Here is a 14,634-nt window from a genome sequence, read left to right on the forward strand (position 1 = left end):
CGAAAGGATCACCATGACCACCCACCACGACATGACCCATGCCCACGTCGCCTCGCTGATGGAGAAAATCCTGTACGAGGTGAAGAAGCTGATCGTCGGCCAGGACAACTTCCTCGAACGGGTGATGGTCGCCATGCTCGCCCAGGGCCACCTGCTGGTCGAGGGCGTGCCGGGCCTGGCCAAGACGCTGACGGTAAAAACCCTGGCCGCGACGCTCTCCGGCGGCTTCAAGCGCATCCAGTTCACTCCCGATCTGGTACCCGCCGATCTGATCGGCAACCGTATCTACAACCAGAAGACCGGCGAATTCACCACCACGCTCGGGCCGATCTTCACCCACCTGCTGCTCGCCGACGAGATCAACCGCGCACCGGCCAAGGTGCAAAGCGCGCTGCTGGAGGTCATGCAGGAACGCCAGGTGACGATCGCCGGCGAGACGCACGTCCTGCCCGCGCCGTTCCTGGTCATGGCCACGCAGAACCCGATCGAGACCGAGGGCACCTACCCGCTGCCGGAAGCGCAGGTCGACCGCTTCATGATGAAGGTGCTGGTCGATTACCCGACACCGGAGGAAGAGTTCGTCATCGTCGAGCGTGTCACCGGCGAGGCACCGGTGATCGGCGCCATCGCCACCACCGAGCAACTGGCCGCCTTGCAAGCCGAATGCCGCAAAGGCTTCGTTGAACCGGCGCTGATGCAGTACGCGGTGCGGCTCGTCTGCGCCACGCGCCAGCCGGCGAAGTACGGCCTGCCCGAGTTCGAGCCGTGGATCACTTTCGGCGCCAGCCCGCGCGCGACGATCAACCTCGTCGAAGGGGCGCGGGCGCTGGCCTTCCTGCGCGGCCGCGACTACGTGTTGCCGGAGGACATGAGCGAACTCGTCCCCGACGTCCTGCGCCACCGGCTGGTGCTCTCCTACCAGGCGCTCGCCGAGGGGATGACCGCCGACGCCATCATCGCCAGGCTGACGCAGCACATTCCCACCCCGGTCAAGGCGCTGGAAAGCCATGTCCAGGCCAGTTGATCCCGCAGATGCCGAGCGGCTGTTGCTGCGCCTTGAATGGACGGTGATCCGCCGGCTCGACGGGCTGCTGCACGGCGACTACCGCTGCTTTTTCCGCGGCCCGGGCATCGATCTGGCCGATCTGCGCGAATACCAGTATCACGACGACGTGCGGCACATCGACTGGAACGTCACTGCGCGCATGCAAACGCCCTACATGCGCGTCTTCAACGAGGATCGCGACCTGACCGCCTGGTTCCTGCTCGACCTCTCGGCATCGCTCGATTTCGGTGCACGGGTGAAGAAACAGGCGGTATCCGCCGAATTCGTCGGCGTACTGGCCCGCTTGCTCACGCGTCACGGCAACCGCGTCGGTGCGCTGTGCTACGGCAGTTCGGTCGACACCGTCGTCCCGGCGCGCAGTGGTCGGCGCCACGTGCTGCACCTGCTGCACGTTCTGCTCGCCCGGCCGGTGACAAAACCGTCACCGACGCAGCTCGCCACCCTGCTCGACCACGCCGCACGCGTGGTGCCGCGGCGTTCGCTGGTGTTCGTGGTTTCGGACTTCATCAGCGCGCCCGGGTGGGAAAAAGCACTTGGACATCTCGCCCTACGCCACGAAGTCATTGCCGTACGCTTGTCCGATCCACTCGAACACGACCTGCCGGATATCGGCATGCTGCTCCTGCAGGACGCCGAAAGCGGCGAACAACTGTTCGTCGATACGCACGACAGGGGGTTCCGCGAGCGCTTTGCGGAACTCGTTGCACAGCGCGAAGAGACGCTTCGTGACAATTTCGCCAACGCCGGTGTTGACGCACTCGAACTCTCCACCGACAGCGACCTGCTCGATGCCCTGCAGCGCTTCGCCGAGCTGCGCGAGTTGCGCAGTCGCGCGACCAGCGGGGGCGGCATGCCGACACATCTCGAAGCTCGCCAGACAGCGGAGGCTGGCAGACCATGACCTTCCAATGGCCGCTGATGCTCTGGGCCTTGTTGACCGTCCCGGCCCTGATTGCCCTGTATCTCTTCATCCTGCGCCGCAAGAAACAGGCGGCGCTGCGTTACGCCAATCTCGGGTTGGTGCGTGAAGCGTTGGGCATCGGCAATCGCCTGCGCCGCCACATCCCGCCGGCGCTATTTCTGCTAGCCCTGACGCTGATGCTGCTGGCCACGGCGCGACCGGTGGCAACCGTGACCCTGCCGACGCAGCAGGAAACGGTGATCCTGGCCATGGACGTTTCCGGCAGCATGCGCGCCACCGACGTGCAGCCAAACCGCCTGGAAGCCGCGCAGGCAGCGGCCAAGGCGTTTCTCACCGAACTGCCGCCACGCACCAAGGTCGGCGTCGTGGCCTTTGCCGCCACCGCCTCGGTCGTGCAGGCGCCGACCCTGTCCCGCGAGGATCTCTTCGCTGCCATCGACCGCTTCCAGCTGCAGCGCGGCACCGCCACCGGCAGCGGGCTGATCGTCGCCCTGGCCACCCTGTTCCCGGACGCCGGCATCGACATCAGCCAGTTGATCTACGGCCGCGTTGTGCACAGCGACAGCAACGCGCCGATCGGCCTGGCGAAGAAACCGAAAGAGGATTTCGTTCCCGTCGCCCCGGGATCGAACCACTCGGCCGCCATCATCCTGCTCACTGACGGCCAGCGCACGACAGGGCCGGACGCCATGCAAGCGGCGAAGTTGGTCGCCGAACGCGGCATCCGCGTCTATACCGTCGGCTTCGGCACCAAGGAAGGCGAGACGATCGGCTTCGAGGGCTGGTCCATGCGCGTGCGCCTCGACGAAGAAAGCCTCAAGAACGTCGCGGAAATAACCCACGGCGAGTATTTCTACGCGGGAACGGCGGTCGACCTGAAAAAAATCTACGAATCGCTGACGGCGAAGATCGCCTTCGAAAAGAAACAGACCGAGATCACCGCCCTGTTCGCCGCTGCGGCGGCGCTACTCGCGACTCTCGCCGCCGGTCTGTCGCTGTGGTGGCACGGGCGGGTGCTGTAACCCGCCGGGTCGAGTTCGTCACCCCGGCGAAGGCCGGGGTCCAGTTTGTACCGCTGAATTACGCAGCAAACAGCCAGGGTTGCGCAGCCTTGTGCTTCGCTTCGAACGCACGGATTTCGTCCGCGTGCTGCAGCGTCAGGCCGATTTCATCGAGACCGTTGAGCAGGCAGTGCTTGCGGTGCGGCGTGATTTCGAAGCTGAAGCTGAAGCCGGACGGCGTCGTCACGGTCTGTGCGGCCAGATCGACGTCGAGCTTGTAGCCTTCCGTTTCCGCGCATTCCTTGAACAGCCGGTCGACGACCTCGGCCGACGCCACGATCGGCAGCACGCCGTTCTTGAAGGTGTTGGCAAAGAAGATGTCGGCGAACGACGGAGCGATGATGACGCGGAAGCCGTAGTCCTCGATGGCCCACGGCGCATGCTCGCGGCTCGAACCGCAACCGAAATTGTCGCGCGCCAGAAGAACCTCCGAGCCCTGGTAGCGCGGCTGGTTGAGCACGAAGTCCGGATTCTTCGGACGGTTCGTGCAGTCCATGCCGGGTTCGCCATAGTTGGTATAGCGCCACTCATCGAACAGGTAGGGGCCGAAACCACTACGCTTGATCGATTTGAGGAACTGCTTCGGGATGATCGCATCGGTGTCGACGTTGGCACGATCGAGCGGGCAGACGAGCCCGTTGAGGCGGGTGAAGGGTTTCATGGGGTTCTCTCCTCTCAGGCTTGGCGGACGTCGACAAAATGGCCGGCGATTGCGGCGGCGGCGGCCATCGCGGGGCTGACCAGGTGGGTACGCCCGCCGGGCCCCTGACGGCCTTCGAAGTTGCGGTTGGAGGTCGAGGCGCAGCGCTCGCCCGGCGACAGGCGGTCGGCATTCATCGCCAGACACATCGAGCAGCCCGGCTCGCGCCATTCGAAACCGGCCTCGGTGAAGATCTTGTCGAGCCCCTCGGACTCGGCCTGGCGCTTGACGATGCCGGATCCCGGGACGACCAGTGCCAGCTTGACGTTGGCGGCGACCTTCTTGCCCTTGGCCACGGCGGCAGCGGCACGCAGGTCCTCGATGCGCGAGTTGGTGCACGAGCCGATGAAGACCTTGTCGATCTTGATGTCGGTGATCGGCATGTCGGCTTCGATGCCCATGTATTTCAGCGCGCGCTCGACGCTGGCACGGCGGACCGGATCACTTTCGGAAGCCGGGTTCGGCACCTTGCCGCCAACCGACGTCACCTGCTCCGGGGAGGTGCCCCAAGTTACCTGCGGCTGGATCGAAGCAGCATCGAGTTCGATGACAGTATCGAACACTGCGTCAGGATCGGACGTCAGCGTCTTCCAGTAGGCAACAGCCTTGGTCCACTCGTCGCCGTTCGGCGCGGCCGGACGGCCTTCCAGATAACTGATCGTCTTGTCATCGACGGCGACGATACCGGCACGCGCGCCGCCTTCGATCGCCAGGTTGCACAACGTCATGCGTCCTTCCATCGACAGGCCCTCGACGGCCGTACCGCCGAATTCGACACAGTAGCCCGTACCGCCGGCCGTGCCGATACGGCCGATGATCGCCAGCGCCATGTCCTTGGCGGTGACGCCCGCGCCGAGTTGGCCATTGACCTTGATCAGCATCGACTTCGACTTTTTCTGCACCAGCGTCTGCGTGGCAAGCACGTGCTCGACCTCGGAGGTGCCGATGCCGTGCGCCAGAGCACCAAAGGCTCCATGGGTCGCCGTGTGGCTGTCACCGCAGACGACGGTCATGCCCGGCAGCGTCGCGCCGTTTTCCGGAGCGATCACGTGGATGATGCCCTGGTTGGCGTGCTTGAACGGGAAGTAGATCTGCGCGCCGAATTCCTTGATGTTGGCGTCCAGCGTATCGACCTGCAGTTTGGAGACCGGGTCTTCGATGCCCTTGTCCCAGTTGTTCGTCGGCGTGTTGTGGTCCGGCACCGCGACCACCGTTTCCTTGCGCCACGGCTTGCGACCGGCCAGACGCAGCCCTTCGAAGGCCTGCGGGCTGGTCACCTCATGGACGAGGTGACGGTCGATGTAAAGCAGGCAGGTGCCGTCCGCTTCCTGGCGGACGACGTGGCTGTCCCACAGCTTGTCGTAAAGGGTCTTGCCGGCCATTGAATTCTCTCCTTGCAAACGCGCCGAGCTGGCGCACCGACGGGAACCCGGCGCCTCTCGCCGGGAATGAACGCGATCTTAGCGAGCCATCTATACCCTGACAAGACGAGTATTTATACTAGTACTCTAACTAATACTCTCCGAAGGCACCGCCATGAAAATCGAAGCCGCGCGTGCGCGCCGCAAGGAACTCGCGGCCTTTCTACAAGCCATTCGCAACCGCAGTCAGCCAGCGGACTTCGGCTTTCCGTCCGGAATGCGCCGGCGTACGACGGGCCTCCGCCGAGAGGAAATGGCGCAACTCATCGATATCAGCGCCACCTGGTACACATGGATCGAACAGGGACGCGACGTCAACATTTCCGCCGAGGCGCTCGACCGCTTGGCCGCTAACCTGCGCCTCACGCGCAGCGAGCGCGCCTACCTCTTTGAAATCGCCGACCGCCGCGATCCGCGCTCCGGGCAGTCCGAGAGCGACGACGTGCCGCCGCTGCTGATCAAACTGCTGGCCGATATCAGCGTGCCGGCCTACCTGATGGGGCGCTATTGGGATCTGATCGCGTGGAACAACGAAGCCGCCGAGCTATTCGCCGGCTGGCTCGACGTTCCTCGCAACGACGACGAACCGCCCAACCTGTTGCGTTTCGTTTTCCTCATGCCGCAGACCCGGACATTCCTTGTCGATTGGGAAGCACGTGCGCGGCGGATCGCCGCCGAGTTCCGCGCCGATTGCCGCAACAGCCTGGAAGATCCTGCCCTGCTCCGGCTCGTCGACGAGTTGTCAGCCGGCAGCCCCGACTTCGCCCGTTTCTGGAAGCAGCACGACGTGCTAGAACGCCAGGGCGGCGAGCGCGGCTTTCTACATCCGCAACGCGGGGAGATCACCTATCATCAGGCGACACTGCGACCGGACGAACACGAACACCTGAAGTTCGTGATGCTCAAGCCGCTGTAGTTGAATTCAGCCAAATCAGCGAGGCCATCCGCCCGGTTTGCCCGTCGCGACGGTACGAGAAGAAACGCTCTTTTTCGCTGACGGTGCAAAAATCCCCGCCGCAAACACGCGTCACCTTTAGCCGGGCCAAGCATTGACGGGCGAGCAGGTAGATGTCTGCCAGCCACTTGCCATTGCTCATCAGCTTGAATGCATAAGCAGCCTCGGGAGCATCGACCATAAAGGCATCGCGCACCTCGCCGCCGACCTCGAAGGCGCGTGGTCCGATCGCCGGACCGAGCCAGGCCATCAACTCGCTGCCGGGAACTCCCATCGCCGCGACGGTCGCTTCGAGCACGCCGGCCTGCAATCCGCGCCAGCCGGCATGCGCGGCGGCCACGACCGTTCCAGCCATATCACAGAACAGTACCGGCAGGCAGTCGGCGGTCATCACCACGCATGCCACGCCCGAACGGCGGGCGAACGACGCATCGGCCTCCGGTGGGAGGGCGGCGCCAACGTATTCTGCCGCATCGACGACCCGCGTGCCATGCACCTGATTCAGCCACACTGGCTGCCCGACGACACGCCGGCAGACGACGCCGCGATTGGCGGCAACCGCCGCCGGATCGTCACCGACGTGATCGCCCAAATTGAGGCTGGAAAAGACACCGTCGCTGACGCCGCCGCTTCGTGTCGTCACGAGACAGCCGACACGCGCAGGCGCCGGCCAGTCGGGAATGATCGATTCAAACCTATTCGAGATCGTCATCCTCGTCCTCGGAGCCATCGCCGCGGGCGTAGATTATTTCCGGTCCGTCCTCCAAGTCGTCGTCCCAATCCTCATCGACTTCTTCGGCCGCTTGCGCCTCGAACGCCAGCATGCGTGCCGTCGCGACCAAATCGTCCATATCCTCGGGCAATTCGGACTTCCAGAGCATCGATTTTCCCGTCACTGGATGAACCAGACCGAGACGCCTTGCATGCAGCGCCTGGCGCGGGAACGCCGGACCGATGGGAATGCGGCTTGCCCCGCCGCCATAGACCGGGTCGCCGACCAGCGGATGGCCAATCGACGCCATATGCACGCGAATCTGGTGTGTCCGGCCGGTTTCCAGCGCGCATTCGACGAGCGTGCAGTCGATGAAACGCTCGACGATGCGGTAATGCGTACGTGCCGGTTTGCCGCTGCGCACGATGGCCATCTTCGTACGCTGTGTCGAATGGCGACCGATCGGTGCATCGACGGTACCGCCACGTTCCACGTTGCCGCGCACCAGCGCATAGTAGTAGCGCTTGACGGAGCGCGCCTGCAACTGGCGAACGAGATCGGTCTGCGACTCGAGCGTGCGCGCGACGACCATCAAACCGCTGGTGTCCTTGTCCAGTCGATGCACGATGCCGGCGCGCGGCACCTGTTCCAGCGATGGATCGTGATGCAGCAAGGCATTCTGCAGCGTACCGCTCCAGTTGCCGCTGCCCGGATGCACCACCAGACCGGCGGGCTTGTCGATGACGAGGATTGCCTCGTCCTCGTGGACAATCTCCAACGGGATGGCTTCCGGACGCGAAGAGAGCTCCCGGGCATCTGGCGCCTCATCCAGCTCGATGATTTCTCCGCCCCACAACTTGTGCTTCGGATCGGTGACAACAGCACCATTGACCTTTGTGCGGCCATCGCGGATCCAGTTCTGCAAGCGGCTGCGCGAGTGCCGGGGCCAGAAACGGACCAACACCAGATCGAGTCGCCGCCCGCTGTCTTCGTCCGGAACCCGTAAGGCATGGCAATCGTTTGCGCTATAATCGCCGCGCTTTTCACGTTGATTTTCCCGTTCCGGCTCCCCGGAACGGCTGCTATCTATTTTTTCAGGTGGGATGTTCATCATGCGTAGTTTAGCGGCAATCGCAGCGCTTTTTCTCGCCATGCTCCTTTCGGGCTGCGGATTGCTGCCGGAGGTCAAGGACGAAACCGTCGGCTGGTCGGCCAACAGGCTCTACAGCTCCGCCAAGGAATCGCTGAACGAAGGTGCTTACGAAAGCGCCATCAAGTACTACGAGAAGCTCGAATCACGCTACCCCTACGGACGCTTCGCCCAGCAGTCACAGATCGACATCGCCTACGCCTACTGGAAGTCGGGCGAGCCGGCGTCGGCACTCGCTGCGTGCGACCGTTTCATCAAACTGCATCCGAATCATCCGAACGTCGATTACGTCTATTACCTGCGCGGCCTGATCAATTTCAACGAGGACATGGGCCTCATGGGCCATCTCAGCCTGCAGGACATGACCGAGCGCGATCCCAAGGGGGCGCGCGAGTCCTTCGAGGCGTTCCGCGAACTGATCACCCGCTTCCCCGATAGCAAATATACGCCCGACGCGACACTGCGCATGACCTACCTGGTCAATGCCCTGGCCCAACTCGAAGTCCACGTGGCCCGCTACTACATGAAGCGCGGCGCCTACCTTGCAGCGATCAACCGGGCCCAATACGCGGTGAAATCCTATCCGGACGTACCGGCCACCGAAGAAGCGCTGTTCATCATGGTCAAGGCCTACGACCTGCTGGGCATGAACGACCTGCGCGACGATGCCGAACGCGTCATGCGCAAGAACTTCCCGAACAGCGTCTATTACACCCGTGGTCTGGAGCAGCCGGACAAGGGACCGTGGTGGAAGCTCTGGTAACCGCCAGCACTCAGGCCCGCAAAACGCCGGCCTGAACCTTCATCAGACTTCAACGCCGCCAGCCACGCCCGGAACCTCGCTCCTGGCGCCAGTAACCGCCATCCTGGCGCCAATTTCTCCCGTCCTGCTGCCAACGATGCGGCACCCAGACATGGCCATGACGCGGCGGCGCCCAGCGGCCGGGAACCCAGACATGGCGTCCGCTCGACCAGTTCCAGTAACCACCGATCCAGACATACCCGTAGACCGGTGGCGCGCCGACATATTCCACGCGTGGAGGCGGCGGCGCCACGACGACAGACTCGCCATAATACGGGCCACGGGCCGGGACGGGGGCAACGACACAGGCTGACAGTGAGACTGTAGCGGCAACGACAGCTGCGACGAGACCTGGCTTGTTCATGATTCGCTCCTTGAAAAGGAAGGGACACGTCCATAAACGTTTCAGACCTCACCGGGACGACGCTGACGCCCCGGAGTTACGCTCTCTTACAGGTGCCGCAGATTTGCAACACTTTCAGGCATGCCGTGACAACTACCGATGCACCAGGACGGCCATCTTCGAATGGGCCAGCACCTTCTGTGTCTCGCTGCCCAACAGCAAGGCTGAAACGCCTTTCCGCCCATGCGACGCCATGAAGATCAGGTCGCATTTCTTCCTCTCCGCCACCTGCAGGATCGCATCAGCCGGAAAATCCCCGGTCACACTGACGCACTCGCACTGAACACCTGCCTCCTGCGCCGCCTTCTCGATCGCCGCCAGATGGCGGGTCGTTGCCTTCCGGATCATTTCCGCGTGCTCGTCCGGAGGCATATAGCCGACGGGGATGATGCCTTCGTAGATCAGCGGCGTAGCTGTCGGCGCCACGAAAAGGCCGGTTACACCCGCGCCGATGGCCTTGGCCAGGCTGACTCCGGCCTTGATCGCACCGGCCGAGAGTTTGGAACCGTCTGTCGGGATCAGGATGTTTTTGTACATGATCGTTCCAATCAAAAAAGTATCGGCAAGCACTCAGCCCGCAAACGGAATCACCCAGATGACCATACCTAGAAGGTAGCAAACAATCGTCGACACGACGACAAACGGGATGGTCCACGACAAGAACTCGCGCAATGAAATCTTGCGCTGCTCTTCGTTCTGACAAATATTCAGCGCAGCGAACAGGGCCGGCGCCCCGGCCACCGTGAGATTACTGCCCAGCGTCCCCGACCAGAGCAGCATCCACCATAGCGGCCAATGTGGCGAGACGGTGTTATCGAGATCCTTGATCGTATACAGGAAGGTCAGGATGTAGGCATCGTGCTCGACAATGCCGACGATCGGCACGGTGACCCAGTAGAGCAGCGAGGCGCCGAGAACGTAGCTTTGCGCGAACAACGGGCGGAACTGGTCCGCCAGCTTCTCCAGGATATGCACCTTCTCCAGGCCGCCGACCAGGGCAAACAGCGCGATGTAGAAGAACACGGCGCGCCAGTCGAGTTCGCCGAGAACCTCCTCGAAATCGGGCGCATTGGTACGTTCGCCGAGCAGTTCCAGCAGCAGCACCAGACTGATGGCGCCGGTCATGGCGATGAACCCGAGCTGGACCCCGAGTACCTGGCGAAACGCCATGCCCAGCACCGTCATCAGGAACCATACGACGACGACCGTGGCGAACAAGGGATTCGGGATGTGGGCTTCAACACCGAGATTGTTGATGTCGATCTCCATCCGCTTCTTGTGCGAACGGAAGCCGTAGACGTACATCGCGCCGAGGGTGACGGCAAAGGTGATCATCAGGATCGGAAACGACGACATGCGCCCCGAGTGGTAAAAAAAGTCCATGAACTCCGCACCCGCCACGCTGTGCAGCATCTGTGGCGGCAGATCGCCGAGGAGCATGGCCGACCCCATGAAGTTCGAAGCCAGGCCGATCATCAGGATCAGCGGCGTCACCGAGATCTTCAACGCGCGCGCCAGCGGTAGCGCCACCGGCGCCATCATCAGGATCACCACCACGTTGTCCACGAACAGCGAAATGATGCCCGCCAGCGTCGCCAGGATCATCACCAGCAGCCCGGCACGCCCGCCGGACAGCTTCAACGCCTGCACCGCGAGCCAGCTGGGAATACCGGTTTTCCCGAAATACGAGGCAATGACCCAGACACTGACCAGGATCGCCATGACGTTCCAGTCGACCATGGCGAAGGCTTCCATTTCGGTCATGACTCCGACCCAGATCATCGCCACCACGCCGATCAGCGCCGCCACCGTGCCGTCGAATACGTTGATGATCACCGCGATGATCGTCGCCGCGAAGATCGCAACGGCAATCCAGGACATTGCGTCCATCACACTCCTCCCTTGAGATTTGCTGAATGCTGATTGAAAGAACAGGGTCGCCGCACGCAAACCGGCAGGATCGTAGGCGCCAGAGACCATTCCGACAAGTCGAATATAATCATCGAAACATCGATTTTATGGATGTATCCTCAATTTTCAGCCGCCGCCATGTCCGACCTGAACTACCGACACCTGCGTTATTTCTGGATGGTCGCAAAGACCGGAAGCATCGCCCGCGCCTCGGAGCAACTCCATCTGACGCCGCAATCGATCAGCGGGCAACTCAGTGAATTCGAGAGCAAACTCGGCGTCGACCTTTTCCGGCGCTCGGGGCGCGCCCTCGAACTCACCGACGCCGGCCGCCGGATTCTCGGCATGGCCGAGGAGATCTTCTCCATCGGCGACCAGTTGCTGGAAGTCCTGCACGACGACGCCACCCGCAGTCCCATGCCTTTCCGCCTGGGGATCGCCGACTCGGTCTCGAAGTCGATGGTCTACCGCCTGGTAGAACCGGCGCTTTGCTTGGGTGATACCGTCCGTCTCGTCTGCCACGACGGTCATCTGGCGTCCTTGCTCGCCGACCTGGCCATCCATCGGCTCGACATGATCATCGCCGACCGGCCGATGCCGGCCAATCTGAACGTACGCGGATTCAGCCATCTGCTCGGAGAAAGCAGCATCACCGTCTTCGCCGCGGAGAAATACGCCCGGGAACTCTCCGGGACGTTCCCCGGAAACCTTCACGGTGCCCGTCTGCTGATGCCCGGCGAGGATGTCGCCATTCGGCCGAAGCTGATTCAGTGGCTAGGCGGATTCAATCTCCGCCCGCGGGTCGTCGGCGAGTTCGACGACAGCGCCCTGATCAAGGCGTTCGGGCAAGCGGGCGCCGGACTGTTCTTTGCTCCCACCGCGATTGCCGACCACATTTGCGGACAATACAAGGTGGTGCAGATCGGCCGCATCGACTCGGTGATCGAACAGCACTTTGCGATCACCACCGAGCGCCATCTGACCCACCCCGCCGTCGTCGAAATCAGCAAGTCGGCGCGCGAGGTCGTCTTTACCAACCGGAAATAGCGCCGGCGAACCGAGGAATCAGGCCGACTGCTTGATCGCCAGCACAGCCTGGTTGCGCAAGGTGCGCAGCAGGGCTAGTTCTTTCTCGGGAATCACGATCTCGCCAGCGCTGTCGCCGTCGGCGTAGATCATCGCCACCGGGTTGTTCTTGATGCACAGCGGGAAGATGACGAATGTTCCCGCATTGATGCCCGTGCGGTACCAGTCGGGGATTCGTCCAGAGATTTTCGGGTCGTTGGTGTCGGTGATCAGGATATCCACACCTTTCGACAGAGCGGCATGGAAAATATCCGGCTGGTAGGCCAGCGAGAAATTGAAGCGTTTGGCCATCTCCTGCGCATCCGGCCCGAAGCCGAAGCGGCCGAGCATGGTGTTGCTGCGCGCGTCGCGCACGCACAGGATGACCCGCTTGAAGCCCTTGGCCCGGTACATCGTCTCCAGGATGATGCGCAAGATGTCGTTGAGCTTGAAGTCCTCGACCAGCGTGTTGCTGATGTCCTGGATCCCAGCCATCAGGATCGCCTCGGGGCTGCCAACGCGGGAGATCGTGTCCTCAGGGCCATCCCCCGGCGAACTGCCTGGCGCCCCATGCGGCACGGCGTCGGCGAGGACGGTATCGGAACCGGCACCATCGTCCGAATCAGCACTGACGGGGCGCTCTTTCTCGTTCAGCGTGCCAGGCTGGGCGCTCCAGGACTGGATCTGGCGACCGAAGGCAGACTGTTTCAGGCTGATCCCGATAATTCCCGCGAAATGCGCGACATCCTGGAACGATTTTTCCATCGTTTCGCGCAATGCTTTCTCGCTCAGACCGACGTTCTCGCCAAAACGGGCGGTGACTTTCCGCAGTTCCTTTTCGCGATTGGCCGGTTCGACTTCGGCGACCAACGTGCACAACTCGTTGGAGAACGCCGAGAGGATGCGCATCCGGTCTTCGGAGGTATGGGCCTTGCGGACGCTCCCGGCGGGCAGCTTGCGCATGCTGTTCACGATGAGGCTCGGGAATCCCCAGCTTTGCGCGATCCCGATTCCCAGATCCTCGAAAGTAATGCCGAGTACCTGGATCGCTGCCGCCTCCTCGCTGCAGGACTTCTGCTCGGTCACTCGCCGGATCTCGTCGGCCTCGTCGGGGAAATAGTACTGGCTCAACAGGCGGCCGAGGTTGTAGAACATCGAGCAGATGAATAGCTGCTCGACTTCGCGCGGCGCTGCTTTCTCGCCAATATCCTTGCCCAGAATCCCGGCCAGGTTGGCACGCAGGAACTCTTCCTTGAGTTGCGTGGTATTGCCCTTGTTCTTCAGGTGTTCGAAGAGCAGGACAGTCACTGCGATGTTGCGGACGGCGTCGAAGCCGAGGACCAGCACCGCACGCGAGATGGTACTGATGTTGCCGCCGCCGGCCTGCCGGTAGAACGCCGAGTTGACCAGCCGGAGGATCTTGTTGGTCAGCGAAAAGTCCTTGAGGATCGAATTCGACAGTGTGGCGATGCTCTCCCGGTCGGAGGTGGTGATCTTGTTGATCATGCTCACCGAGTCGGACAAAGCCGGAAAATCGCTCCGGTGGCGCATCCGCCGGAGAAGAAACTCCACCGTGCTCTGCCGCGCATCAGCCTCCACTAACGGCTCTTCCGGCGTCAGGTAGGCATCCAGGGCCTCGCGCAGTTGCGCCGCCGTCGCGATACGTTGCTGCGGATCGCGTGCGATGGATTTGTAAAGAACACTCAGCAGCCGCTCGTCGAGTTCGAAGCCAGCCCCTTCGGGCACGCGGACATCGTTGTCGGCGAGGTATTGGATCATCTCCGCAGCGCCCTTGCCCTGCGCGCCTTTCTTCCCGGTAAGCAATTCAAACAGAACCAGGCCCAGCGAAAAAACATCCGACCGCTCGCTGCTTTCGCGCTCGCGGATGTACTCGGGCGCCATGTAAGCCGGGGTCCCCATGAACGAATCGCCATCCTTCGCAAGCGTTTCCACCCGCGCCGCAATGCCGAAATCCATCACCCGCGGGGTGCCGTTCTCGTCGACGAGGATGTTGCTCGGCTTGATGTCGCGATGGATGATTCCCGCTGCGTGCGCATGCGTCAGCGCATCAAGCACCGGAACGATCTGCCCGATCGCCCGGGCCGGCGTTTGTCGCCCGCTCTTGCGAATCAGCTCCGCGAGATTCGTCCCGGGCACGTATTCGAACACCAGGTAGAGATCGCCGCCCTCCTCGCCGGCTTCGAAAATCGGGACGATGTTCGGATGGCGCAACTGGCTGACCAGCCGGGCCTCCGACAACAGCTGCTGATTCTTCTGCGGGTCGGATTTCGAAAAGTGCAACGTCTTGATTGCCACCTCGCGCTGCAGATGCGGATCGCGGGCAAGATAAACCACACTCTGAGAGCCTCGTCCCAGTTCACGCAACACATCGAAACGTCCAATTTTCCTGCCCATCCCGCCCCCGCCGGTGTCATCCGGTACTGATTTCGCGGCATTCTATCAGGC

General features: G+C 62.5%; 14 protein-coding genes. 6 read left to right on the top strand and 8 right to left on the bottom strand.

The window, feature by feature from the left end; translation table 11 throughout:
* Positions 1-13 precede the first annotated feature (13 nt).
* From BO74_RS02265 to BO74_RS02275, 3 genes are read left to right on the top strand one after another with little or no spacing between them, the layout of a single operon-like run.
* Complete coding sequence (locus BO74_RS02265; RefSeq protein WP_496439692.1) at positions 14-1,024, top strand: AAA family ATPase; 1,011 nt, start codon at positions 14-16, stop codon at positions 1,022-1,024.
* Positions 1,008-1,967 (top strand): DUF58 domain-containing protein, encoded by a 960-nt coding sequence (locus BO74_RS02270; protein ID WP_496439693.1) that lies wholly within the window; start codon positions 1,008-1,010, stop codon positions 1,965-1,967. Before BO74_RS02265 ends, BO74_RS02270 begins: the two co-directional genes overlap by 17 nt.
* The gene (locus BO74_RS02275; RefSeq protein WP_496439694.1) at positions 1,964-3,010 is read left to right on the top strand and encodes a VWA domain-containing protein; all 1,047 of its coding nucleotides are present in this window, start codon (positions 1,964-1,966) and stop codon (positions 3,008-3,010) included. Before BO74_RS02270 ends, BO74_RS02275 begins: the two co-directional genes overlap by 4 nt.
* Before the next feature lie 58 nt (positions 3,011-3,068).
* Here the strand turns inward: BO74_RS02275 and leuD are convergent, their stop codons facing one another.
* Together leuD and leuC are read right to left on the bottom strand one after the other, a co-directional pair.
* Positions 3,069-3,710, bottom strand: coding sequence for a 3-isopropylmalate dehydratase small subunit (gene leuD / locus BO74_RS02280; RefSeq protein WP_496439695.1), 642 nt, complete (start codon positions 3,708-3,710; stop codon positions 3,069-3,071).
* 14 nt (positions 3,711-3,724) lie between these two features.
* Positions 3,725-5,131 (bottom strand): 3-isopropylmalate dehydratase large subunit, encoded by a 1,407-nt coding sequence (gene leuC / locus BO74_RS02285; protein WP_496439697.1) that lies wholly within the window; start codon positions 5,129-5,131, stop codon positions 3,725-3,727.
* Positions 5,132-5,285: 154 nt separating this feature from the next.
* Between leuC and BO74_RS02290 the strand changes: the two genes are divergently transcribed.
* Positions 5,286-6,086 carry a helix-turn-helix transcriptional regulator gene (locus BO74_RS02290; RefSeq protein ID WP_496439698.1) on the top strand — a complete coding sequence of 267 codons (801 nt, stop codon included), beginning with the start codon at positions 5,286-5,288 and terminating at the stop codon, positions 6,084-6,086.
* Here the strand turns inward: BO74_RS02290 and pgeF are convergent.
* A complete protein-coding gene (gene pgeF / locus BO74_RS02295) occupies positions 6,073-6,837 on the bottom strand; it encodes a peptidoglycan editing factor PgeF (protein ID WP_496439700.1) in 765 nt (254 codons plus the stop codon). The genes BO74_RS02290 and pgeF overlap by 14 nt on opposite strands.
* The gene (rluD, locus tag BO74_RS02300) at positions 6,821-7,951 is read right to left on the bottom strand and encodes a 23S rRNA pseudouridine(1911/1915/1917) synthase RluD (protein ID WP_496439701.1); all 1,131 of its coding nucleotides are present in this window, start codon (positions 7,949-7,951) and stop codon (positions 6,821-6,823) included. The genes pgeF and rluD overlap by 17 nt, the downstream gene beginning before the upstream one ends.
* On the opposite strand from rluD, the gene BO74_RS02305 reads away from it, so the two are divergent.
* Complete coding sequence (locus BO74_RS02305) at positions 7,950-8,750, top strand: outer membrane protein assembly factor BamD (protein WP_496439702.1); 801 nt, start codon at positions 7,950-7,952, stop codon at positions 8,748-8,750. The two genes, rluD and BO74_RS02305, sit on opposite strands and share 2 nt — an antisense overlap.
* A 49-nt stretch (positions 8,751-8,799) precedes the next feature.
* On the opposite strand, the gene BO74_RS02310 is transcribed toward BO74_RS02305, so the two are convergent.
* From BO74_RS02310 to BO74_RS02320, 3 genes are all read right to left on the bottom strand, one after another.
* Positions 8,800-9,153 (bottom strand): hypothetical protein, encoded by a 354-nt coding sequence (locus BO74_RS02310; RefSeq protein WP_496439704.1) that lies wholly within the window; start codon positions 9,151-9,153, stop codon positions 8,800-8,802.
* Between the two features lie 132 nt (positions 9,154-9,285).
* Positions 9,286-9,729, bottom strand: coding sequence for a universal stress protein (locus BO74_RS02315; RefSeq protein WP_496439705.1), 444 nt, complete (start codon positions 9,727-9,729; stop codon positions 9,286-9,288).
* 33 nt (positions 9,730-9,762) lie between these two features.
* Entirely contained in the window at positions 9,763-11,082 is a 1,320-nt protein-coding gene (locus BO74_RS02320; RefSeq protein WP_496439706.1) for an SLC13 family permease, read from the bottom strand.
* Between the two features lie 132 nt (positions 11,083-11,214).
* On the opposite strand from BO74_RS02320, the gene nhaR reads away from it, so the two are divergent.
* Positions 11,215-12,150 (top strand): transcriptional activator NhaR, encoded by a 936-nt coding sequence (gene nhaR / locus BO74_RS02325; protein ID WP_496439708.1) that lies wholly within the window; start codon positions 11,215-11,217, stop codon positions 12,148-12,150.
* An 18-nt stretch (positions 12,151-12,168) separates the two neighbouring features.
* Here the strand turns inward: nhaR and BO74_RS02330 are convergent, their stop codons facing one another.
* Positions 12,169-14,583: a protein kinase domain-containing protein gene (locus BO74_RS02330; protein WP_496439709.1), complete on the bottom strand. Its 2,415-nt coding sequence runs from the start codon at positions 14,581-14,583 to the stop codon at positions 12,169-12,171.
* Positions 14,584-14,634 lie beyond the last annotated feature (51 nt).

The sequence above is a fragment of the Propionivibrio pelophilus DSM 12018 genome, from assembly GCF_059569095.1.